The sequence below is a fragment of the Enterobacter sp. MGH 38 genome, from assembly GCF_000492855.1.
Classification (GTDB): Bacteria; Pseudomonadota; Gammaproteobacteria; order Enterobacterales; family Enterobacteriaceae; genus Enterobacter; species Enterobacter hormaechei_C.
Genome location: NZ_KI535607.1, coordinates 695,166 through 717,693, shown reverse-complemented (window position 1 = coordinate 717,693; position 22,528 = coordinate 695,166). Strand labels below are relative to the sequence as shown.

General features: G+C 55.7%; 19 protein-coding genes. 8 read left to right on the top strand and 11 right to left on the bottom strand.

Features of this window, described 5'->3' with window-relative positions:
• Positions 1 to 10: 10 nt before the first annotated feature.
• The 11 genes from dusB to L384_RS17550 all read right to left on the bottom strand — a co-directional run bounded on the left by dusB (position 11) and on the right by L384_RS17550 (position 10,055).
• Positions 11 to 976, bottom strand: a complete 966-nt coding sequence (gene dusB / locus L384_RS17500; RefSeq protein WP_022651936.1) for a tRNA dihydrouridine synthase DusB — start codon at positions 974 to 976, stop codon at positions 11 to 13.
• Between the two features lie 329 nt (positions 977 to 1,305).
• Positions 1,306 to 2,046: a carbonic anhydrase gene (locus tag L384_RS17505; RefSeq protein ID WP_003860379.1), complete on the bottom strand. Its 741-nt coding sequence runs from the start codon at positions 2,044 to 2,046 to the stop codon at positions 1,306 to 1,308.
• Positions 2,047 to 2,183: 137 nt separating this feature from the next.
• The gene (gene prmA / locus L384_RS17510; RefSeq protein WP_023323806.1) at positions 2,184 to 3,065 is read right to left on the bottom strand and encodes a 50S ribosomal protein L11 methyltransferase; all 882 of its coding nucleotides are present in this window, start codon (positions 3,063 to 3,065) and stop codon (positions 2,184 to 2,186) included.
• Positions 3,066 to 3,076: 11 nt separating this feature from the next.
• A complete protein-coding gene (panF, locus tag L384_RS17515) occupies positions 3,077 to 4,528 on the bottom strand; it encodes a sodium/pantothenate symporter (protein ID WP_023323805.1) in 1,452 nt (483 codons plus the stop codon).
• Entirely contained in the window at positions 4,518 to 4,760 is a 243-nt protein-coding gene (locus L384_RS17520) for a YhdT family protein (RefSeq protein ID WP_003860385.1), read from the bottom strand. Before L384_RS17520 ends, panF begins: the two co-directional genes overlap by 11 nt.
• Positions 4,761 to 4,868: 108 nt before the next feature.
• Positions 4,869 to 6,218 carry an acetyl-CoA carboxylase biotin carboxylase subunit gene (accC, locus tag L384_RS17525; RefSeq protein ID WP_003860388.1) on the bottom strand — a complete coding sequence of 450 codons (1,350 nt, stop codon included), beginning with the start codon at positions 6,216 to 6,218 and terminating at the stop codon, positions 4,869 to 4,871.
• 10 nt (positions 6,219 to 6,228) lie between these two features.
• Positions 6,229 to 6,693 (bottom strand): acetyl-CoA carboxylase biotin carboxyl carrier protein, encoded by a 465-nt coding sequence (gene accB, locus L384_RS17530; RefSeq protein WP_003860389.1) that lies wholly within the window; start codon positions 6,691 to 6,693, stop codon positions 6,229 to 6,231.
• A 21-nt stretch (positions 6,694 to 6,714) separates the two neighbouring features.
• Positions 6,715 to 7,167: a type II 3-dehydroquinate dehydratase gene (gene aroQ / locus L384_RS17535; RefSeq protein ID WP_003860391.1), complete on the bottom strand. Its 453-nt coding sequence runs from the start codon at positions 7,165 to 7,167 to the stop codon at positions 6,715 to 6,717.
• Between the two features lie 234 nt (positions 7,168 to 7,401).
• Positions 7,402 to 8,001, bottom strand: coding sequence for a protein-methionine-sulfoxide reductase heme-binding subunit MsrQ (gene msrQ / locus L384_RS17540; protein WP_003860393.1), 600 nt, complete (start codon positions 7,999 to 8,001; stop codon positions 7,402 to 7,404).
• On the bottom strand, positions 8,002 to 9,003 hold the full coding sequence (msrP, locus tag L384_RS17545; RefSeq protein ID WP_023323804.1) for a protein-methionine-sulfoxide reductase catalytic subunit MsrP: 1,002 nt from the start codon (positions 9,001 to 9,003) through the stop codon (positions 8,002 to 8,004). It abuts the gene before it with no gap.
• Between the two features lie 77 nt (positions 9,004 to 9,080).
• Entirely contained in the window at positions 9,081 to 10,055 is a 975-nt protein-coding gene (locus L384_RS17550) for an acrylyl-CoA reductase (NADPH) (protein ID WP_023314920.1), read from the bottom strand.
• 182 nt (positions 10,056 to 10,237) lie between these two features.
• Here L384_RS17550 and csrD point away from each other — a divergent pair, with 182 nt between their 5' ends.
• The 8 genes from csrD (at position 10,238) to tldD (ending at position 22,511) form a co-directional block, all read left to right on the top strand.
• Positions 10,238 to 12,178, top strand: a complete 1,941-nt coding sequence (csrD, locus tag L384_RS17555; protein ID WP_003860399.1) for an RNase E specificity factor CsrD — start codon at positions 10,238 to 10,240, stop codon at positions 12,176 to 12,178.
• 282 nt (positions 12,179 to 12,460) lie between these two features.
• The gene (gene mreB / locus L384_RS17560; RefSeq protein WP_000913396.1) at positions 12,461 to 13,504 is read left to right on the top strand and encodes a rod shape-determining protein MreB; all 1,044 of its coding nucleotides are present in this window, start codon (positions 12,461 to 12,463) and stop codon (positions 13,502 to 13,504) included.
• Positions 13,505 to 13,566: 62 nt separating this feature from the next.
• Positions 13,567 to 14,583: a rod shape-determining protein MreC gene (gene mreC, locus L384_RS17565; RefSeq protein ID WP_003860400.1), complete on the top strand. Its 1,017-nt coding sequence runs from the start codon at positions 13,567 to 13,569 to the stop codon at positions 14,581 to 14,583.
• Positions 14,583 to 15,071, top strand: a complete 489-nt coding sequence (mreD, locus tag L384_RS17570; protein WP_003860402.1) for a rod shape-determining protein MreD — start codon at positions 14,583 to 14,585, stop codon at positions 15,069 to 15,071. Before mreC ends, mreD begins: the two co-directional genes overlap by 1 nt.
• A gap of 9 nt (positions 15,072 to 15,080) precedes the next feature.
• The gene (locus L384_RS17575; RefSeq protein WP_003860403.1) at positions 15,081 to 15,674 is read left to right on the top strand and encodes a Maf family protein; all 594 of its coding nucleotides are present in this window, start codon (positions 15,081 to 15,083) and stop codon (positions 15,672 to 15,674) included.
• Positions 15,664 to 17,133, top strand: coding sequence for a ribonuclease G (gene rng / locus L384_RS17580; RefSeq protein WP_003860405.1), 1,470 nt, complete (start codon positions 15,664 to 15,666; stop codon positions 17,131 to 17,133). Before L384_RS17575 ends, rng begins: the two co-directional genes overlap by 11 nt.
• Positions 17,134 to 17,175: 42 nt before the next feature.
• Positions 17,176 to 20,982, top strand: a complete 3,807-nt coding sequence (gene yhdP, locus L384_RS17585; protein WP_023323803.1) for an AsmA2 domain-containing protein YhdP — start codon at positions 17,176 to 17,178, stop codon at positions 20,980 to 20,982.
• A gap of 83 nt (positions 20,983 to 21,065) precedes the next feature.
• Positions 21,066 to 22,511, top strand: a complete 1,446-nt coding sequence (tldD, locus tag L384_RS17590) for a metalloprotease TldD (protein ID WP_003860414.1) — start codon at positions 21,066 to 21,068, stop codon at positions 22,509 to 22,511.
• Positions 22,512 to 22,528 lie beyond the last annotated feature (17 nt).

Here is a 22,528-nt window from a genome sequence, read left to right as displayed (position 1 = left end):
CTTTATTTCATTACGCAAGATTTTCGAAGTATGCCTCCAACGCCTCCAGCTGTTCGCTGGCATCCTCAATGGCGTTGAATGTGCGCCGAAACTGGTCATTTGGAGCGTGCTCCTGGAGATACCAAGAGACGTGTTTACGCGCAATTCGGTACCCTTTTGCCTGGCCGTAGTGGTCATGCAATTCCCGAACATGCGAACAAAGCAAGCGCTTGACCTCTGCCAGAGGCAGCGGGGCAAGCAGCTCCCCAGTGTCCAGATAATGCTGGATTTCCCGAAAGATCCAGGGTCTTCCCTGAGCGGCACGTCCTATCATCAGAGCATCAGCTCCCGTATAGTCGAGCACAGCTCTGGCTTTAAGCGGGTCAGTAATGTCGCCATTCGCGATAACCGGAATGGAAACTTTCTGCTTAACTGCCCGAATGCTGTCGTATTCAGCTTCACCGTTGAACAAACAGGCGCGAGTGCGTCCATGAATGGTCAGGGCCTGAATGCCACAGTCTTCGGCCAGTTGGGCAATCTCTACGCAGTTACGGTGTTCCGGCGACCAACCCGTGCGAATCTTCAACGTAACAGGAACGTCCACTGCGCTGACAACCGCCGTCAGGATTGACTTCACCTGGTCGGGGTATTGCAGAAGGGCTGAACCTGCAAGCTTGCGATTCACCTTTTTGGCCGGGCAACCCATATTGATATCAATAATCTGGGCGCCACTTTCCACGTTAATACGCGCGGCATCTGCCATTTCTTCAGGCACGCTTCCGGCAATTTGCACGGTGCGGATACCTGGTTCATCCACGTGCACCATCCGAAGGCGGGACTTGTCGCTTTCCCAAACCTGCGGGTTAGACGACATCATCTCGGAAACGGTTAATCCTGCTCCCATCTCGTAGCACAGCGTCCTGAACGGCCGGTCGGTAATACCTGCCATTGGGGCTGCGATCAGGCGATTTCTGAGCTGGTGGTGTCCGATGCGCATGAGTTAAGAAATGACCATACTGTGACTGCAAGGCGGCGTATATTACGCATTTTTTGCACGAGATGAAAGGCCAAACTTTGAACAATCCTCTGTTGTAGATCAAGGAATCGCCAGTCATTCTTTTGGGATAAGATTATTCGCTATTTAAATCATTGTGTTATGAATAAATGAACATTTTGTGGGCGCTTACAATTTCCCGTAACTTCTCATCATTTCTGAATAAATGGATCAATTGTTCGGGATAATCTGCTGCTATAAGCAGCAGATTATGGCGCTTCTTTGCGATCTGCGTCGCATTTCAGCACAGGATATCAACGTAAAAAATCGACTTATTCAACAACCAGACGGCCATGAAGCGGCTGAACCGGGCGGCTGTTTTCGTGGTGCAGAGTGTGAGTAAATTTTTGCAGCTGTTCAGCAGAGACGGTCAGCGGATGCTTGAGGACCAGCCACGTTACCCCTTCTGAACACGGTGGGGTGGTCAGAGAGCCGCTAAAACGCCAGTAAGTTTTATCCGCGGGCAGTAATTTATTCATATCAAGGGTTGGCTTAATCGTGACGTTCTGGTCAACCTGTCCCGGCATCACGCCCCAGAGTTTATCCAGTTCAGTGTTTGCAGCGCCCTGATCGAACATAACGGCAACGACCGTCAGTTCGCCGTCAGCGTTTTTATGGACCAGATGCATTTCCATTGCGTATTTTTTACCGTGCACCGTGTTTTCGGATGGTGCATGGAAATGGAACTGCTGTAACGTCCAGCGCTGTTTATCAAGCGTGATGCTGTCGCGTGTATCGGCATTTTCACTCGCCTGGATAGTATGGCCGTTATTTGTCAGAATGACCGGGCCGTCGATATAGTGCGTTTCCAGCGGAGAGATGTGGGCTTTGACCGTGTTATCTATGTTGACCGGCGACTGATACATTCCGCTTTTACACGTCTTGTACGCCTCGTCCAGTTCGCCCCAGTGTTCCGGTGCGCCTTCTCCTTGATAGCTCCAGTGTGATGCGTAAGCCGTAGCCGAAATCATGCTCAGCGCCAGCAGCGCTGCCTTGCCTGAAATGTGTTTCATCATATTCTTCCTGTGAATTTTATTATCCAAATCAATAATTAACATTGTGATTTGTGGGGTTATTTTATCGAAGAAAGGAAGAAGGCGGGAGAAAAAACCGAAGGGAAAAGGCGTGGTCAGACGACCACGCCAAACGCTTATTTTTTACGACCGGTGATGCGACACCACTCTTCTTTCTCGACCACCGGGTCGAGCGCAAAGAGATCGGCGTAGGCTTCACAGACGCTGTCTGCCTGGCTGGCAAGGATACCGGACAGGCCCAGCAGACCGCCTTCAACCGGCAGCACGCTGATTAACGGCGCCAGCTCGCGTAATGGGCCAGCCAGGATATTCGCGACCACCACATCGGCTTTCATCGCCTCTGGCTGTGCATCGGGCAGATACAGTTCAAGGCGATCGGAAACGCCATTACGCTCGGCGTTATCACGGCTGGCCTGAATCGCCTGCGGATCGATGTCGATCCCAATGGCTTTTGCCGCGCCCAGTTTCAGTGCTGCGATAGCAAGGATCCCGGATCCGCAACCGAAGTCGATCACGGTTTTGCCTTCCAGATCCAGGCCATCCAGCCATTGCAGGCACAGGGAGGTTGTCGGGTGGGTACCGGTGCCGAACGCCAGACCCGGATCCAGCATCACGTTGACGGCGTTTTCATCGGGCACTTCACGCCAGCTTGGGCAGATCCACAGACGCTGACCAAACTGCATCGGATGGAAGTTGTCCATCCACTCGCGTTCCCAGTCTTTGTCTTCCAGCTGTTCAATTTTATGCGCGAAACCCGCGCCCAGCAGCGGATGGTTTTCCAGAATCGCCACGATCTCTTTCATATCGGTTTCTGCATCGAACAGGCCGATAACGTCCGTATCACCCCACAGGCGCGTTTCGCCTGGCAGCGGCTCAAAGACCGGCGTGTCATGCGTGTCCTGGAAGGTGATAGAGACCGAACCGGCCTCCATCAGCGCATCACTCAGTTCTTCGGCGTTCGCGCCGGTTGTGTTCAGTTTTAATTGGATCCACGGCATGGCAAAACTCTTTATTTGTCAGTAGAAATCAGGGCAGTTTGTGGCACCGGTCGACCAAAACGGTTTCCCACCACAAACGCCAGTAAACTTAACAGTAACGAAGGCACGATCGGATGGAAGCCCAGATACTGAATTTTAAACGTGGCGAGAACGGCATACAGGACGCCCCCGACAATCATGCCGCTTAATGCACCCGCGGCATTCGCGCGTTCCCAGTACAGCCCCAGCACCAGCGGCCACAGGAAAACGGCCTCCAGCCCGCCAAAGGCGAGCAGGTTTAGCCAGATGATCATCTCCGGTGGACGCCACGCGGCCAGCAACAGTAACGCCCCCAGCACCAGGGTAATCACCGCCGACATACGCTTGAGGCGTCGCTCATTTTCGACCTGTTCAGGGCGCAAATTCAGATAGAGATCTTTAATGATCGTAGCGGAACTTTGCAGCAACTGAGCGTTGATGGTCGACATAATGGCCGCCATGGGTGCGGCGAGGAAAATCCCGGCGGCAAACGGCGGAAGCACTTTCACCATCAGGGTCGGAATGACCAGATCCGGTACGGTAAGGTCAGGGATCACCGCGCGGCCCAGCGCGCCCGCCAGGTGCATACCAAACATCAGGATCGCCACCACAATTGTCCCGATAATGATCCCGCGGTGCACCGCTTTGCTGTCTTTATATGAGATGCAGCGCACGGCAGTATGCGGCAGGCCAATCACGCCAAAGCACACCAGCACCCAGAACGAGGTCATAAAGGTTGGAGAGAGGATATCATCCGCCCCCTGCGGCGAGACCAGTTTCGGATCGATCGCTTCCAGGGTTTCAACCGCATGGCTCAGGCCCCCTGCGGCATGCACGATACCCACCAGCAGAACGAGGGTGCCAATGAGCATCACCATCCCCTGCATCGTGTCGTTGAGTACGCTGGCGCGGAACCCGCCAAACGCGGTATACAGCGCGATACTCACACCGAAAATGACCAGGCCCGTCTCATAGGGGATACCGGCTGCCGTCTCCAGCAGACGTGCGCCGCCGATAAACTGCACCGTCATTGCGCCAATAAACGCCACCAGCAGACTCAGGCTTGCCAGCCATACCAGCAAGCGACTCTGATAGCGAGCAAACAGCATATCGTTCAGCGTTACGGCATTGTAGCGACGGGCCAGAATGGCAAACTTTTTACCCAGTATGCCCAGAGAGAGCCAAATGGCAGGCAGCTGGATCATGGCCAGCAGTACCCAGCCCAGCCCGTACTTATAAGCGGCGCCCGGGCCACCGATAAACGAGCTGGCGCTGATGTAAGTAGCGGTCAGCGTCATGGCCAGCACGACGCCACCCATTGAGCGGCTCCCGAGGAAATACTCGTTCAGAAAGGTGCCGGTCGAACGTTTACGCATCGCATAAACCGACAGGCCAAACACCAGGAACAGGTAAGCGATAAGGGGCAGAATGACTTCAAGCTGCATCATCGTCCTCCAGTGAAATATCGCGATAGATGAATTTCACCATCGCCCAGCACAGCAGGATAAACACCAGCGGCAGCAGCAGGCAGGCCATTTCAAACCAGTGCGGGAGGCCGGTAATGCCAATCGCCGAATCAGGTAAGTAAGCAGTTACTAACCATGCGGCGAGATAGAGAAGGGTCAGCCACAGCGCCCAGCGCGCTTCTTTATGGGCCTGAACAAAACGTTTGTCCATTTTTTGTCCCTTGTGGATGAAGAAAGCGGGGATTGTACATGATGGGGCTTAGCGATCCCCAGAAATAAAAAAGGCCGGATAATCCGGCCTTTTAGCAACACTGATCTCTTACTTCTCGTTCAGACCGAGTTTTTTCTCCAGGTAGTGGATGTTAGTCCCACCATTCTGGAAGTGCTCGTCGCTCATAATGCGCATCTGGAGATCAACGTTAGTTTTGATCCCGTCGATGATCAGCTCCTGAAGGGCGTTCTTCATGCGGGCAATGGCCACGTCACGGTTTTCGCCGTAGCAGATCAGCTTACCGATCATTGAGTCATAGTACGGCGGTACGGTGTAACCGGCGTAGATATGGGACTCCCAGCGCACACCAAAGCCACCCGGCGCGTGGAAACGCGTGATTTTACCCGGGCTTGGCAGGAAGGTGTTCGGGTCTTCGGCGTTGATACGGCACTCTACCGCATGGCCTTTAACCACAACTTCTTCCTGTTTGATGGACAGCGGCTGACCGGCTGCGATACGCAGCTGTTCTTTAATCAGGTCAACGCCGGTGATCATTTCGGTAACCGGGTGTTCAACCTGAATACGGGTGTTCATCTCAATGAAGTAGAACTCGCCGTTTTCGAACAGGAACTCAAAGGTACCCGCCCCGCGATAGCCGATATCGACACACGCTTTGGCGCAACGCTCACCGATGTAGCGACGCAGTTCCGGCGTAATGCCCGGCGCTGGCGCTTCTTCGACGACTTTCTGGTGACGACGCTGCATGGAGCAGTCACGTTCTGCCAGATAGATCGCGTTACCCTGACCGTCAGCCAGCACCTGAATTTCGATGTGGCGTGGGTTTTCCAGGTATTTTTCCATGTACACCATGTCATTGCTGAAAGCCGCTTTCGCTTCCGCTTTGGTCATGGAGATGGACTGCGCCAGTTCAGCATCGCTGCGTACAACGCGCATACCGCGACCACCGCCGCCGCCGGACGCTTTGATGATCACCGGATAGCCAATGCGTTTAGCATGGGCGCGGTTAGCATCCATATCGTCGGTCAGCGGGCCGTCAGAGCCCGGTACGGTTGGCACGCCAGCTTTTTTCATCGCGGTGATGGCAGACACTTTGTCACCCATCAGGCGAATGGTGTCAGCTTTCGGGCCAATGAAGATAAAGCCAGAGCGTTCAACCTGCTCAGCAAAGTTGGCGTTCTCAGAGAGGAAACCATAACCCGGGTGAATCGCGACCGCGCCAGTGATTTCGGCGGCGCTGATGATCGCCGGGATGTTCAGATAGCTTTTTACGGACGGAGCCGGACCGATACAGACCGTCTCATCCGCCAGCAATACGTGTTTTAAATCGCGATCCGCGCTTGAATGCACGGCCACGGTCTTGATGCCCAGTTCTTTACAGGCACGAAGAATACGCAGTGCAATCTCGCCACGGTTGGCGATAACAATTTTATCCAGCATGTTCGCCTCGTTACTCGATGACGACCAGCGGCTCGTCAAATTCTACCGGCTGACCACTTTCGACCAGGATCGCTTTCACAGTACCTGATTTGTCTGCTTCGATCTGGTTCATCATTTTCATGGCTTCAACGATGCACAGGGTATCGCCTACGTTGACTTTCTGACCCACTTCGATGAACGCCTTCGCGTCCGGGCTCGGGGTGCGGTAGAAAGTACCAACCATTGGGGAACGTACGATGTGACCACTGATTTCTGTTGCAGCCGCAGGTGCCGCTTCTGCTGCCGCTGGCGCAACGGCTGCGGAGAGCGCAGGCTGCTGCACTGGCGCAGCATAAGCTTGCTGCATTACCGGGAAGCTAGCGGCTGGGGCTGCCCGGCTGATGCGTACAGACTCTTCGCCTTCAGAAATTTCCAGTTCGGAGATGCCTGATTCTTCAACCAGCTCGATCAGTTTTTTAATCTTACGAATATCCATGAGTGGGTTCCGTACTCTTGTTTAGTGTGATTGTGACAAGCGTTTTACCGCTGTCTGTAAAGCGTATGAATAGCCGTCTGCACCCAGCCCACAAATCACGCCAGCGGCGATATCTGACAGGTAGGAGTGGTGGCGGAACGGCTCTCGGGCGTGCACGTTACTCAGGTGGATCTCGATAAACGGGATACTCACCGCGAGCAGTGCGTCGCGTATAGCAACACTGGTGTGCGTAAACGCGGCCGGATTGATCAGGATATAGTCCACAGTGTCTTTAGCCTGATGAATACGGTCGATGATTGCGTACTCCGCGTTAGACTGAAAATGGTCCAAATCCACATTCAGCGACGCTGCTTCCGTACTCAGACGGTTAACAATTTCGCTCAATGTTAGCGTGCCGTACTTCTCTGGCTCACGGGTGCCGAGCATGTTCAGGTTCGGTCCGTTTAAAACTAAAATTTGGAATTTATCAGCCATTATGCCGCTATCTCCTGCGATCTTCGGGTAAAAAACAACATATACCCTCAAAGCGCAATTGTCACCCTTTCAGAGGCCTAAAACCCCTGTCCGGAAAACCGAAGTCGCACATTATAACGATTTCGTAGCATTTGGCAGCTAAATACTGGTCTTATCAGGGAAGATTATCAACCGCTATCCGAAAAAGATTCGCGGTTGATAAATAATCTGCGGGAAAACGCACAGTTTCGTGAACTATCGCAACCACTGGCGGAACTTCTTGTAACGCCACGCTAAAAGGGCCAGGGCCAGCAGGGCGTAGATGACCGGCTGAGGGGATAAAATCTTCACCGACCACAGGTAATGAATAGGGGCGAGGATCGCGACCAGATAGACGAAGTTATGCAGTAGTTGCCAGCGTCGACCCAATTTTCGCTGCGCATACTGCGTGGATGTCAGCGTCAGCGCCAGTAAAACCAGCCAGCTTACGATACCCAGCGTCAGATAGGGACGCGTCACCAGTTCGCTGCCAAGGAGTGCCAGGTTATTAATGCCCAGTTCCAGCAGGGCGTAGCTGGTGAGATGCAGCGTTGCCCAGGCGAAACACCATAGCCCTAAAAGCCGACGGGTGCGTATCAATAATGGCTGTTTAGCGTAGCGCGCCAGCGGTGAGACGAGCAAGGTCGCCAGCAAAAATTTCAGAGCCATCCGACCCGTAAAATGCTGAATATCTTTCGCCGGATCGGCACTGAACTGTCCCTGGCTGGCTGCCCAGAAGAGCCAGATAAAGGGGAGCAATCCGGCTAAATGCAGGAGTACCTTCAGCCAGGTTATCTGCTTTGCCGTTAAACGCACTTAGAAGTTCTCCCGTAAGTTCAGACCACGGTAGAGGGATGCCACCTCATCCGCATAGCCGTTAAATAGCAGCGTTGGCTGGCGTTTAACATCCAGCGCGCCGCCGGAACCGATAAAACGTTCTGTTGCCTGCGACCAGCGCGGATGGTCAACGTGCGGGTTAACGTTGGCAAAAAAACCATACTCGTCAGGCGCTGCCAGGTTCCAGGTGGTGGGGGGGCGTTCACGGGTGAGCTTAATGCTGACGATCGATTTGATCCCCTTGAAACCGTATTTCCACGGTACGGTCAGGCGAATGGGCGCCCCGTTTTGCGGCGGCAGCGCTTTGCCATAAACCCCGACGGTGAGCAGCGTAAGCGGATGCATGGCTTCGTCGAGACGTAAACCTTCAACGTAGGGATACTCCAGCCCGCCGCCGATAAACCGATCCTTCTGGCCTGGCATCTCGTCCGGGGCATAGCGCGTCTGGAAAGAAACATACTTCGCGTTGCTGGTGGGCTCAACCAGCGCCAGCAGTTTATGCAAAGAGAAACCTACCCACGGCACCACCATCGACCAGGCTTCCACACAGCGCATACGGTAAATGCGTTCTTCAAGGGGGAAGCGGGTGGTGAGGTCATGATGATCCAGCGTCAGCGGTTTTGCCACCTCGCCATCTATCTTCAGCGTCCAGGGATCGGTTTTCATGCTCCCGGCGTTGGCGGCAGGATCGGCCTTATCAAGACCAAACTCATAGAAGTTGTTATAGCCGGTGACTTTATCTTCCGGCGTCAGCGTCAGTTTATTCTGCCACTGTGCCGGTTTGGTGAAGTCAAGCGGTGCGCCGGAGGGGGCTTTCGGGCGATCGTTGCCCTTAAACCAGTCGAGCAGATCGGCATGGGCCGCAGGGGTGAGCGTCAGGGCAGTGGCGCTGATGCCAAGCATTTTCAGGATCTGGCGGCGCTGTAGCATAAAGACAGATTCAGACGTTACGTCGGCTTCCGTCAGTTTTCGGGTTTTCATGGCATCCTCCGTCAGGCGTTTTTCTAAGCATGACGGAGGAGGAGGGTTAGCGCGAATATGTCACGAAAATTTGAAGATTAGGCGATTTTAACCAGCGCACGACCGTGGAACTGGTTGTCCATGATTTTATTGGCGAACTCTGGCGCCTGGCTCAGGGTGATCTCAGTGGCGCTCTGCTCATAGAATGAGGCTGGCAGATCCTGCACCAGACGTTCCCAGGCCGCAGCCCGCCGCTCGGCTGGGCTCATGACCGAATCGACACCCTGAAGACGCACGTTACGCAGAATAAATGGCATCACCGTCGTCGGCAGGGCAAAACCACCCGCCAGACCACAGGCCGCCACGCAGCCGCCGTAATTCATTTGCGCCAGCACCTTCGCCAGCACTTTGTCGCCGACGGTATCTACTGCGCCAGCCCAGACCTGTTTTTCCAGCGGGCGGGTCTCGGCGAATTCGTCGCGGCTCAGAATACGGCTTGCGCCCAGCTGACGTAGATAATCATGCGTACTTTCGCGGCCAGAGACGGCGGCGACCTGATACCCCAGCTTGTGCAGCAGCGTGACGGCCGTGCTGCCCACGCCGCCGCTGGCGCCGGTGACGACAATTTCGCCCGAGTCAGGACAAATCCCGGCCTCTTCCAGCGCCATCACGCACAGCATGGCGGTGAAGCCTGCCGTGCCGATGATCATCGCCTTACGACCGTCCAGGCCTTTCGGCATCGGGACCAGCCAGTCACCTTTGACGCGCGCCTGTGCTGCCAGTCCGCCCCAGTGGTTTTCACCTACGCCCCAGCCGGTGAGCAGCACCTGCTGTCCGGCGTGAAAACGCGGATCTTCACTGGTATGCACGCGGCCTGCAAAGTCGATTCCTGGCACCATCGGGAAATTTCGGATGATTTTACCTTTTCCCGTAATCGCCAGTGCATCCTTATAGTTCAGGCTGGACCAGTCGATATCTACGGTCACGTCGCCCTCCGGCAGGCGGTTCTCCTCAATGGCTTGCACCGAGGCAACGGTTTTGCCGTCCTGCTGTTCTAAGATCAAAGCCTGCATACAGGGTCCTCACTAGGTTTGATGATGGGAAAATATGTCCTGATGACTATACTCGCTCTATGAAACGCAGTGCCGATTTAACGCAATAAATTGCCAGATACACCAGGTTTGGTAGTATGTCGCATTTAAAATGCAAGTTAGTGCTCACTTGCCCCCCTTCAACCCACGGAGTAATCTCAAGGATGCGATTAACGACGAAGTTCTCAGCTTTTATTACCTTGCTGACGGGGCTGACTATATTTGTCACGCTAATCGGCTGCTCGCTGAGCTTTTACAATGCCATCCAGGATAAGCTGGTTAACCGGGTTGAATCGGTTGCATCGGTTATCGACACTCGCCTGATAACGTCCTCCTTCCCGGCGCTTTCGCGTGAGCTGGATGAGTTAATGGTGCCTGTGGATATAGTGCAGATCGACATTAAACAGGGGAAGCAGACCGTTTTCAGCCATACCCGCCAGGGCAGCTATCGTCCTGCCGGCACGGTAGATCAGTATCGGGACGTCACGGTTAATTCACTTAAACATCCGGGTATGACAATTCATCTGATGTACCAGGATCCGATGAGCAACTATTTACGCTCGCTTATGACCACCGCGCCCTTAACCATCGCCGTTGCTTTTATCGTACTGCTGATTTTCCTCGCCGTTCGCTGGCAGCGTCGTCAACTTTCCGGCCAGGAACTGCTGGAAACACGCTCCGTGCGGATACTGAATGGCGAGCGGGGTCCGCAGGTGCGGGGATCGGTTTATGAATGGCCATCACGCACCAGTAGCGCCCTGGACGTGCTGCTCTCCGAAATCCAGTTTGCCAGCGATCAGCGTAGCCGTATGGACACGTTGATTCGCTCTTATGCCGCGCAGGATAACAAAACGGGCCTCAACAACCGTCTCTTCTTTGATAATCAGCTGGCTACGCTTCTTGATGACCCCGAAAAGGTGGGCACGCATGGCGTGGTAATGATGATTCGCCTGCCCGACTTTGATCTGCTCCGTGATACCTGGGGTCAGCGCGTGGCGGAAGAGAATCTCTTTACGCTGATTAACCTGCTGTCCACCTTTATTATGCGCTACCCCGGCGCGTTACTGGCACGCTACCACCGCAGCGACTTTGCCGTCTTGCTGCCGCATCGCACCTTAAAGGAATCCGAGAGTATCGCCAGTCAGCTGCTGAAAGCCGTCGATGCGCTGCCCCAGAGCAAAATGCTCGACAGAGACGACATGGTGCATATAGGCATCTGTGCCTGGCGCGGCGGTCAGTCGACGGAGCAGGTGATGGAACATGCGGAAGCGGCAACGCGTAACGCCGTATTGCAGGGGGCGAACGGCTGGGCGGTCTATGATGATACGCTGCCGGAGAAAGGGCGCGGCAACGTGCGCTGGCGAACCCTGATTGAACAGATGCTGAGCCGGGGCGGACCGCGCATCTATCAAAAACCGGCGGTCATGAAGAGTGGTCATGTCCATCATCGTGAGCTGATGTGCCGTATTTTTGATGGCACCGAAGAGGTTATCTCCGCGGAATATCTGCCCATGGTGTTGCAATTCGGATTGTCCGAAGAGTATGACCGTCAGCAAATCACCCGCCTCATTCCGTTTTTATCGTACTGGCCTGAAGAAAATCTGGCTTTACAGGTGACCGTCGAATCGCTGATCCGTCCGCGCTTCCAGCGCTGGTTACGTGACACGTTAATGCAATGCGAAAAATCGCAACGCAAACGCATTATTTTTGAACTTGCAGAGGCAGATGTAGGTCAACACATCAGCCGGTTGCGCCCGGTGGTGCGTTTAATCAATGCGCTTGGAGCTCGCGTGGCGGTAACCCAGGCGGGTCTGACGCTGGTGAGCACCAGCTGGATCAAAGAGCTGGATGTTGAATTATTGAAGCTGCATCCGGGTCTGGTAAGGAATATTGAAAAACGCACGGAAAACCAGCTGCTGGTACAAAGCCTGGTGGAAGCGTGCAAAGGAACGCAAACGCAAGTATTTGCCACAGGCGTACGTTCACGAAGTGAATGGCAGATGTTGACAGAGCGCGGCGTGACGGGCGGTCAGGGGGATTTTTTTGCCGCCTCTCAGCCGCTTGACACCAATGTGAAAAAATATTTGCAAAGATACTCTGTTTGACCTGCCGTTTACTTTGTTTTCACGTAGAATATCGCGCCTGTAGCTTTGAGTAAGACGAGCATAAAAGCCAGTGAACGACCTTTAATGGGTTACAAGTGAAAGTGAGGGACGCTGCTGTTTACTCAGCCCTGAGGGATTCAGGGGATGAATTTGTAACAAAGGAAACGTGCTGCACTAATTTTCACCGTAGCAGACGATTTTTGCGCCTTGTCGCTGCTGCGTGTGGTTGGTAAAGTAAGCGGATTTTGTTTTCCGCCCCAGCTTTCAGGATTATCCCTTAGTATGTTGAAAAAATTTCGTGGCATGTTTTCCAATGACCTGTCCATTGACCTGGGTACCGCGAATACCCTTATTTATGTAAAAGGACAAGGCATCGTATTGAATGAGCCTTCCGTAGTGGCCATTCGTCAGGATCGTGCCGGCTCGCCAAAAAGCGTGGCCGCAGTAGGTCATGATGCGAAGCAGATGCTGGGCCGTACGCCGGGCAACATCGCCGCGATCCGCCCAATGAAAGACGGCGTTATTGCTGACTTCTTCGTGACCGAAAAAATGCTTCAGCACTTCATCAAGCAGGTTCACAGCAACAGCTTCATGCGCCCAAGCCCGCGCGTGCTGGTGTGTGTGCCGGTTGGCGCGACCCAGGTTGAACGCCGTGCAATCCGTGAATCTGCTCAGGGTGCCGGTGCGCGTGAAGTCTTCCTGATTGAAGAACCGATGGCTGCGGCAATTGGTGCGGGTCTGCCGGTTTCTGAAGCAACCGGTTCTATGGTGGTGGATATCGGTGGCGGTACCACTGAAGTGGCCGTTATCTCCCTGAACGGCGTGGTGTACTCCTCTTCCGTGCGTATCGGCGGCGACCGTTTCGACGAAGCTATCATCAATTACGTTCGCCGTAACTACGGCTCTCTGATCGGTGAAGCGACCGCAGAGCGCATCAAGCACGAAATCGGTTCTGCCTACCCGGGTGATGAAGTGCGCGAGATCGAAGTTCGCGGTCGTAACCTGGCGGAAGGCGTGCCACGCGGATTCACCCTGAACTCCAACGAAATCCTGGAAGCGTTGCAGGAGCCACTGACCGGTATCGTGAGCGCGGTGATGGTTGCGCTGGAACAGTGCCCGCCAGAGCTAGCCTCCGATATTTCCGAGCGCGGTATGGTTCTGACCGGTGGTGGTGCGCTGCTGCGTAACCTCGACCGCCTGTTAATGGAAGAGACAGGTATTCCTGTCGTAGTTGCAGAAGATCCACTGACTTGCGTCGCCCGTGGTGGTGGCAAGGCGTTGGAAATGATCGACATGCACGGCGGCGACTTGTTTAGCGAAGAGTAGTCGGGTGTGAGAGGGTAGCAATTTGCTACCCTTTCTCTCTGACGCGAGAATACGCATAGCCTATGAAGCCAATTTTTAGCCGTGGCCCGTCGCTACAGTTTCGCCTGATCCTGGCGGTTCTGGTTGCGCTCGGGGTCATTATTGCCGATAGCCGCCTCGGTACGTTCAGCCAGATCCGAACGTACATGGATACCGCCGTCAGTCCTTTCTACTTTATTTCAAATGGTCCCCGTGAACTGCTCGACTCCGTGTCGCAAACGCTCTCATCGCGTGACCAGCTCGAACTCGAAAACCGTGCGTTACGCCAGGAACTGCTGCTGAAAAACAGCGAGCTGCTGATGCTGGGGCAATATAAGCAGGAAAACGCACGCCTGCGTGAACTGCTTGGCTCGCCGCTGCGCCAGGATGAACAGAAAATGGTCACCCAGGTGATCTCCACCGTAAACGATCCGTACAGCGATCAGGTGGTGATTGATAAAGGCAGCGTGAACGGCGTATACGAAGGTCAGCCTGTCATCAGCGATAAAGGCGTCGTGGGCCAGGTTGTGGCGGTTGCCAAACTGACCAGCCGCGTGCTGCTGATTTGCGATGCCACCCATGCACTGCCGATTCAGGTGCTGCGTAACGATATTCGCGTGATTGCCGCCGGTAACGGCTGCACGGACGATCTGCAACTGGAACATCTGCCCGCCAACACGGATATCCGCGTGGGCGACGTGCTAGTGACGTCCGGTCTGGGCGGTCGTTTCCCTGAGGGCTACCCGGTTGCGGTTGTCTCTTCCGTGAAGCTCGACACTCAGCGTGCCTACACCGTGATTCAGGCGCGTCCAACGGCCGGCTTGCAGCGTTTGCGCTACCTGCTGCTGCTATGGGGCGCCGATCGTAACGGAGCTAACCCGATGACCCCGGAAGATGTGCATCGCGTGGCGAATGAACGCCTGATGCAGATGATGCCGCAGGTACTGCCTGCGCCGGATGCGATGGGACCACCTGCACCCGTACCGGCTCCGGCGACGGGGTTAACGCAGCCGCTGCCGGATGCGCCGCCACCGCCGCAAGTCTCGGGTGGAGGGCAGTAGTGGCCAGTTATCGTAGCCAGGGGCGCTGGGTAATCTGGCTCTCATTCCTCGTTGCACTGTTGCTGCAAATTATGCCCTGGCCGGACGACATTCTTGTTTTCCGGCCAAACTGGGTATTGCTCATTTTGCTCTACTGGATCCTTGCCCTGCCGCACCGCGTAAATGTCGGCACAGGTTTTGTGATGGGTGCCATACTGGATCTTATCAGTGGCTCTACGCTTGGCGTCCGCGCCTTATCCATGAGCATTATTGCGTATCTCGTCGCACTCAAATTCCAGCTCTTTCGTAACCTTGCGCTCTGGCAACAGGCGCTGGTGGTTATGTTGTTGTCGCTCGCTGCGGATATCGTTGTTTTCTGGGCAGAGTTTTTAGTGATCAACGTCTCTTTCCGACCGGAAGTGTTCTGGAGTAGTGTAGTAAACGGTGTGCTCTGGCCGTGGCTGTTCCTGCTGATGCGTAAAATTCGCCAGCAGTTTGCCGTGCAATAAAAGGTTTCTATGACGTCTTTGTATCTTGCCTCCGGTTCTCCGCGTCGCCAGGAACTGCTCGCGCAGTTGGGTGTCTCCTTCGAACGCATCGTTACCGGTATTGAAGAAAAACGCGCTGAGGGTGAAAGCGCTCAGCAGTATGTCTCTCGTCTGGCGCGTGAAAAAGCGCAGGCGGGCGTGGCATGCGTGCCGCGTGACTTACCGGTGCTGGGTGCGGATACCATTGTCATTCTCAATGGTGAGGTGCTTGAGAAACCCCGCGACGCAGACCATGCGGCGCGGATGCTGCGTAACATGTCCGGACAAACCCATCAGGTGATGACGGCGGTAGCGCTGGCAGACAGCCAGTACGTTCTGGATTGCCTTGTGGTAACGGAAGTGACGTTCAGAGTCCTCACCGACGAGGAGATCGCCGGCTATATCGCCAGCGGTGAACCTATGGATAAAGCAGGTGCATACGGTATTCAAGGGTTGGGTGGCTGTTTTGTCAGGAAGATAAATGGCAGCTATCACGCCGTAGTCGGCTTACCGCTGGTGGAAACGTATGAGTTGCTGAGCAATTTTAACTCACTGCGTGAGGGAAGGGATAATTATGACGGCTGAATTGTTGGTAAACGTAACGCCATCGGAAACCCGTGTGGCCTACATTGATGGTGGCATTCTTCAGGAAATTCATATTGAGCGTGAAGCGCGACGCGGAATCGTAGGCAATATCTACAAAGGTCGTGTCAGTCGTGTCCTGCCGGGTATGCAGGCGGCTTTTGTAGATATTGGGCTCGATAAGGCGGCGTTTTTACATGCCTCCGATATCATGCCGCACACCGAATGTGTGGCAGGCGAAGAGCAAAAGCAGTTTGCCGTGCGCGACATCTCTGAGCTGGTGCGTCAGGGCCAGGATCTGATGGTGCAGGTGGTAAAAGATCCGCTGGGCACTAAAGGCGCGCGTCTGACCACCGACATCACCCTGCCTTCACGCTACCTGGTGTTTATGCCGGGGGCGTCGCACGTCGGCGTGTCACAGCGTATTGAGAGCGAAAGCGAGCGTGAGCGCCTGAAAAAGGTGGTCAGCGCCTACTGCGACGAGCAGGGCGGGTTTATTATCCGTACCGCGGCGGAAGGGATCAGCGAAGAAGATCTCGCCTCGGATGCGGCCTACCTGAAGCGCGTCTGGACCAAAGTGATGGAGCGTAAAAAACGCAACCAGACCCGCTACCGGCTGTACGGTGAGCTGGCGCTCGCTCAGCGCGTATTACGTGATTTCGCCGACGCCCAGCTTGACCGCATCCGCGTGGACTCCCGTCTGACGTACGAAGCCTTACTGGAGTTCACCGCCGAGTACATCCCGGAAATGCCGGGTCTGCTGGAGCATTACACCGGACGCCAGCCGATATTTGACCTCTATGACGTTGAAAACGAAATCCAGCGTGCGCTGGAGCGTAAGGTTGAGCTGAAATCGGGTGGCTATCTGATCATCGATCAAACCGAAGCGATGACCACCGTCGATATCAACACCGGCGCGTTTGTCGGCCATCGCAACCTCGATGACACCATCTTCAACACTAACATCGAAGCGACGCAGGCCATCGCGCGTCAGCTTCGCCTGCGTAATCTGGGCGGCATTATCATCATCGACTTTATCGATATGAACAATGAAGATCACCGCCGTCGCGTGCTGCACTCTCTGGAGCAGGCGCTGAGTAAGGACCGCGTGAAAACCAGCATCAATGGCTTCTCGCAGCTCGGTCTTGTGGAAATGACCCGGAAACGGACCCGCGAAAGCGTGGAACATGTCCTGTGTAATGAGTGTCCAACCTGCCATGGACGCGGAACGGTAAAGACGGTGGAGACGGTCTGCTACGAGATCATGCGTGAAATTGTCCGTGTCCATCATGCCTACGACTCAGACCGTTTTCTGGTCTATGCTTCCCCTGCGGTGGCGGAGGCCCTGAAAGGGGAAGAGTCGCACGCGCTGGCGGAAGTGGAAATCTTTGTCGGCAAACAGGTAAAAGTGCAAATTGAGCCGCTCTATAACCAGGAGCAGTTTGACGTCGTCATGATGTAAACGCAGTTCGCTGCGAGATTTAAGGCTGACAAGGAGAGACGCGTGAGGCGATTGCCGGGGATTTTACTGCTTACAGGGGCAACGCTGGTCGTGATTGTCGCGTTGCTCGTGAGCGGGCTGCGTCTCGCCTTGCCGCATCTGGACAGCTGGCGTCCGCAGATACTGGCAAAAATCGAATCCGCCACCGGCCTGCCGGTGGATGTGAGTCATATCGAGGCAAGCTGGCAGAACTTTGGCCCGACGCTAGATGCGCGGGATATCCACGCCAGCCTGAAAGATGGCGGCCACCTCAAAATCAAACGCGTCACCCTGGCGCTGGATGTCTGGCAAAGCCTGCTGCATCTGCGCTGGCAGTTTCGCGATCTCACCTTCTGGCAACTTCAGCTGATGACTAACACGCCGCTGCAAAGCGGCGACAGCGATCGAGGGCTGGAAACCAGCCGTATCAGCGATCTGTTCCTGCGGCAGTTCGATCATTTCGATCTGCGCGACAGCGAAGTGAGCTTTATTACTCTTTCCGGTCAGCGCGCTGAGCTGGCGATCCCTCAGCTGACCTGGTTAAACGGGAAAGATCGCCACCGCGCCGAGGGGCAGGTGAATCTCTCCAGCCTGAACGGGCAGCACGGGGTTATGCAGGTGCGGATGGATCTGCGTGACGACAATGGCCTGCTGAACAACGGCAGGGTCTGGCTACAGGCGGACGACGTGGACGTGAAGCCGTGGCTCGGTGAGTGGCTACAGCAGAACATGCAGCTGGAGACCGCGCGCTTCAGCCTGGAAGGCTGGATGACGCTGACGAACGGGGCGTTCGCCAGCGGCGATATCTGGCTTAAGCAGGGGGGCGCGAGCTGGAAAGGGGAAAACCATCAGCATCAACTTTCCGTCGATAACCTCACCGCACACGTGACGCAGGATAAAGGCGGCTGGCAGTTCGCCATTCCGGATACGCGCATCTCCATGGATAACAAACCCTGGCCGCGCGGCGCGCTGACGCTGGCGTGGATGCCGGAACAGGACGTCGGCGGGATAAACGGTAAACGCAGCGACGAGCTGCGTATCCGCGCCAGTAACCTGGATCTGACGGCGATCGAAGGGCTGCGTTCAATGGCCGCAAAACTTTCACCGGAGCTGGGCGAAATCTGGCTGGCGACGCAGCCGAGCGGGCAGATAAACCGGCTGGCGCTGGATATTCCGCTCCAGGCTACGGAAAAGACGCGTTTTCAGGCGGCATGGAAAAATCTCGCATGGAAACAGTGGAAATTGCTGCCGGGTGCCGAGCACTTCAGCGGTAAACTGGAAGGAAGCGTGGAAAACGGCAGGCTGACGGCAGAAATGCAGGACGCGAAAATGCCGTACGAAACGGTCTTCCGTGCGCCACTGGAGATCGAAAAGGGAAATGCCACTCTCAACTGGCTGAAGAATGACAAAGGTTTTCAGCTCGATGGCCGCGATATTGATGTAAAAGCCAAAGCGGTACATGCCCGCGGTAATTTCCGTTATCTACAGCCTGAAGGCGATGAGCCGTGGCTGGGTATTCTGGCGGGCATCAGCACGGATGACGGTTCGCAGGCGTGGCGCTACTTCCCGGAAAACCTGATGGGGAAAGCGCTGGTGGACTATCTCAGCGGCGCTATTCAGGGCGGCCAGGCGGATAACGCCACGCTGGTCTACGGCGGCAACCCGCACCTGTTCCCGTATAAGCACAACGAAGGCCAGTTCCAGGTTCTGGTGCCGCTACGCAACGCCACCTATGCCTTCCAGCCAGACTGGCCGGCGCTGAAGAATCTGGATATTGAACTCAACTTCCTGAATGACGGCTTGTGGATGAAGACGGACAGCGTCGCGCTGGGCGGCGTAACGGCAAGCAACCTGACGGCAAACATCCCGGATTATTCCAAAGAGAAGCTGCTGATTGATGCGGATATTAAGGGGCCGGGTAAAGCGGTTGGCCCGTACTTTGAAGATACGCCGCTGAATGACTCCCTGGCAGCCACCCTTCAGCAGTTGCAGTTAGATGGCGATGTGAATGCTCGCTTACATCTGGATATCCCGCTGGACGGTGAATTGACCACCGCCAAAGGCGACGTTCGCCTTAATAACAACAGCCTCTATATCAAGCCGCTGGACAGCACCCTGAAAAACCTCAGCGGTCAGTTCAGCTTTGTTAACGGCACGCTGAAAAGTGAGCCGCTTAAAGCGACCTGGTTCAATCAACCCGTTAATATCGATTTCTCCACCACCGAGGGCGATAAAGCCTACCAGGTGGCGGTCAATATGGACGCGAACTGGCAGCCGTCACGCATGGATGTTCTGCCGAAGCCGATTGAGAATGCGGTGGACGGTGCGGTGTCATGGAATGGCAAGGTCGCCATCGACCTGCCTTATCATGCCGGTGCGCGCTATAACGTCGACATTACGGGCGATCTAAAAAACCTCAGCAGCCAGCTTCCCGCGCCGCTGAATAAAAAAAGCGGTGAAGCATTGCCCGTCAACGTTAAGGTTGCGGGCAACCTTAACAGCTTCGATTTAACCGGAAACGCGGGCGGAACAAACCACTTCAACAGCCGCTGGCTGCTTAACCGCAAGCTGACGCTGGACAGGGCGATCTGGACGACGGACAGCCGTACCACGCCGCCGCTGCCGGAGCAGGCGGGCGTTGAACTGAATCTCCCGCCGATGGATGGCGCAGAGTGGCTGGCACTGTTCCAGAAAGGTGTCGGGCAAAACGTCGACCAAACGGCGCAGTTCCCGCAGTCCATTACCTTGCGCACGCCTGCGCTGACGCTGGGCGGGCAGCAGTGGAACAACCTGAGTATTGTCTCCCGGCCGACGGTAAACGGCTCAAAGGTCGAGGCGCAGGGGCGTGAGATCAACGGTTCGTTGATCATGCGCGATCACGCGCCATGGCAGGCGGCTATCCGTTATCTCTATTACAATCCGACCTTTACGGCGTCTAAAGCAGAGTCGACAAGCACTTCTCCTGTCAGTGGCAGTGGGACGTCGCGCGTGGATTTCAGCGGCTGGCCCGATCTCCAGCTGCGCTGCGCGGAGTGCTGGCTGTGGGGACAGAAATATGGCCGTATCGACGGTGATTTTGCCATTCACGGAAATACGCTGAGCCTCTCTGGTGGGCTGGTGGATACCGGCTTTGGCCGCATGACTGCCGCGGGCGAATGGGTGAACAAACCGGGTGAACAACGCACCTCGCTGAAAGGCGATATTAAAGGCAATAAGCTGGACGCCGCGGCTAACTTCTTCGGCATTAGCACGCCGCTTCGCGGATCGTCCTTCGATGTGAATTACGATCTGCACTGGCGCGCTGCGCCGTGGACACCCGATGAAGCTTCGCTTAACGGCATCCTGAAAACCAACTTCGGTAAGGGTGAGATTGCCGACGTGAGCACGGGGCGCGCCGGGCAGATCCTGCGCCTGCTGAGTTTTGATGCGCTGCTGCGCAAGCTGCGCTTCGATTTCAGCGACACCTTCAGCGAAGGTTTCTACTACGATTCAATTCGCAGTACGGCGTGGATCAAAGACGGCGTTCTGCATACGGACGATACGCTGGTGGATGGCCTGGAAGCGGATATCGCCATGAAAGGCTCGGTCAACCTCGTGCGTCGCGAACTGGATATGGAAGCCGTGGTGGCGCCGGAAATATCCGCAAGCGTGGGCGTTGCGGCGGCCTTTGTGGTGAACCCGATTGTCGGTGCGGCGGTGTTTGCCGCCAGTAAAGTGCTGGGGCCGCTCTGGAGCAAGGTCTCTATTCTGCGCTATCGCATTACCGGTCCGGTCGATAAACCGCAGATTAACGAGGTGCTGCGCCAGCCGCGCAAAGAAGCACCGCAATGATTTGACGTGGGCAGGTAATTGCCTCACTCTCAATAAATACGATCTTTATACCGCCCCGGGCGGCAACGAACGAGTAGCAATAGATGAGTCTGAACCTGGTAAGTGAACATTTGCTCGCAGCGAACGGCCTGAGCCATCAGGACCTGTTCTCCATTCTTGGTCAACTGACCGAACGCCGCCTCGACTACGGCGATCTCTATTTCCAGTCGAGCTATCACGAATCCTGGGTTTTAGAAGACAGCATCATTAAAGATGGCTCTTACAACATCGACCAGGGCGTCGGCGTGCGCGCCGTCAGCGGGGAGAAAACCGGTTTTGCTTATGCCGATCAGATTAGCCTCGCCGCACTTGAGCAGAGCGCGCAGGCCGCGCGCACCATTGTGCGTGATACCGGAGATGGTCGCGTGAAAACGCTGGGTGAAGTGCAGCACGCTGCGCTCTATACCAGCATCGACCCGCTGCAAAGCATGAGCCGCGAAGAGAAGCTCGACATCCTGCGTCGCGTGGACAAAGTGGCTCGCGCGGCGGATAAACGCGTGCAGGAAGTCTCTGCCAGCCTGACCGGTGTTTATGAACTGATCCTGGTGGCGGCGACGGACGGTACCCTGGCGGCGGATGTTCGCCCGCTGGTGCGTCTCTCTATCAGCGTGCAGGTTGAAGACGACGGCAAGCGCGAGCGCGGCTCAAGCGGTGGCGGCGGTCGTTTTGGCTATGACTGGTTCCTCGGCGACGTTGACGGCGAAGCGCGCGCGGATGCGTGGGCAAAAGAAGCCGTGCGCATGGCGCTGGTCAACCTGTCTGCCGTGGCGGCACCTGCCGGTACGCTGCCGGTGGTTCTGGGCGCAGGCTGGCCTGGCGTGCTGCTGCACGAAGCGGTCGGTCACGGCCTTGAGGGTGATTTCAACCGTCGCGGGACGTCCGTATTCAGCGGTCAGATGGGGCAGCTTGTCTCCTCCGAACTGTGTACCGTGGTGGATGATGGCACCATGCTCGACCGTCGCGGCTCGATTTCTATCGACGATGAAGGCACGCCGGGCCAGTACAACGTGCTGATCGAAAACGGCGTACTGAAAGGCTACATGCAGGACAAGCTTAACGCGCGCCTGATGGGCGTAGCGCCAACGGGTAACGGTCGTCGCGAATCCTATGCGCACCTGCCGATGCCGCGCATGACCAACACCTACATGTTGCCGGGCAAATCCACGCCGCAGGAGATTATCGAATCCGTTGATTACGGGATCTTCGCGCCAAACTTTGGCGGCGGTCAGGTGGATATCACCTCCGGCAAATTTGTCTTCTCTACCTCAGAGGCGTATCTGATTGAGAAGGGCAAAGTGACCAAAGCGGTGAAGGGCGCAACCCTGATTGGCTCCGGCATTGAGGCCATGCAGCAGATTTCCATGGTGGGTAACGATCTGAAGCTGGATAACGGCGTGGGCGTTTGCGGCAAAGAGGGCCAGAGCCTGCCTGTGGGCGTCGGTCAGCCTACGCTGAAAGTAGATAATCTGACGGTGGGCGGCACGGCGTAAATTTTCCCCCGCACCCT

Coding starts and splice junctions, on each gene's coding strand:
- dusB (WP_022651936.1), bottom strand. CDS start 976: ATGCGCATCGGACACCACCAGCTCAGAAATCGCCTGATCGCAGCCCCA.
- L384_RS17505 (WP_003860379.1), bottom strand. CDS start 2,046: ATGAAACACATTTCAGGCAAGGCAGCGCTGCTGGCGCTGAGCATGATT.
- prmA (WP_023323806.1), bottom strand. CDS start 3,065: ATGCCGTGGATCCAATTAAAACTGAACACAACCGGCGCGAACGCCGAA.
- panF (WP_023323805.1), bottom strand. CDS start 4,528: ATGCAGCTTGAAGTCATTCTGCCCCTTATCGCTTACCTGTTCCTGGTG.
- L384_RS17520 (WP_003860385.1), bottom strand. CDS start 4,760: ATGGACAAACGTTTTGTTCAGGCCCATAAAGAAGCGCGCTGGGCGCTG.
- accC (WP_003860388.1), bottom strand. CDS start 6,218: ATGCTGGATAAAATTGTTATCGCCAACCGTGGCGAGATTGCACTGCGT.
- accB (WP_003860389.1), bottom strand. CDS start 6,693: ATGGATATTCGTAAGATTAAAAAACTGATCGAGCTGGTTGAAGAATCA.
- aroQ (WP_003860391.1), bottom strand. CDS start 7,167: ATGGCTGATAAATTCCAAATTTTAGTTTTAAACGGACCGAACCTGAAC.
- msrP (WP_023323804.1), bottom strand. CDS start 9,003: ATGAAAACCCGAAAACTGACGGAAGCCGACGTAACGTCTGAATCTGTC.
- L384_RS17550 (WP_023314920.1), bottom strand. CDS start 10,055: ATGCAGGCTTTGATCTTAGAACAGCAGGACGGCAAAACCGTTGCCTCG.
- csrD (WP_003860399.1), top strand. CDS start 10,238: ATGCGATTAACGACGAAGTTCTCAGCTTTTATTACCTTGCTGACGGGG.
- mreB (WP_000913396.1), top strand. CDS start 12,461: ATGTTGAAAAAATTTCGTGGCATGTTTTCCAATGACCTGTCCATTGAC.
- mreC (WP_003860400.1), top strand. CDS start 13,567: ATGAAGCCAATTTTTAGCCGTGGCCCGTCGCTACAGTTTCGCCTGATC.
- L384_RS17575 (WP_003860403.1), top strand. CDS start 15,081: ATGACGTCTTTGTATCTTGCCTCCGGTTCTCCGCGTCGCCAGGAACTG.
- rng (WP_003860405.1), top strand. CDS start 15,664: ATGACGGCTGAATTGTTGGTAAACGTAACGCCATCGGAAACCCGTGTG.
- tldD (WP_003860414.1), top strand. CDS start 21,066: ATGAGTCTGAACCTGGTAAGTGAACATTTGCTCGCAGCGAACGGCCTG.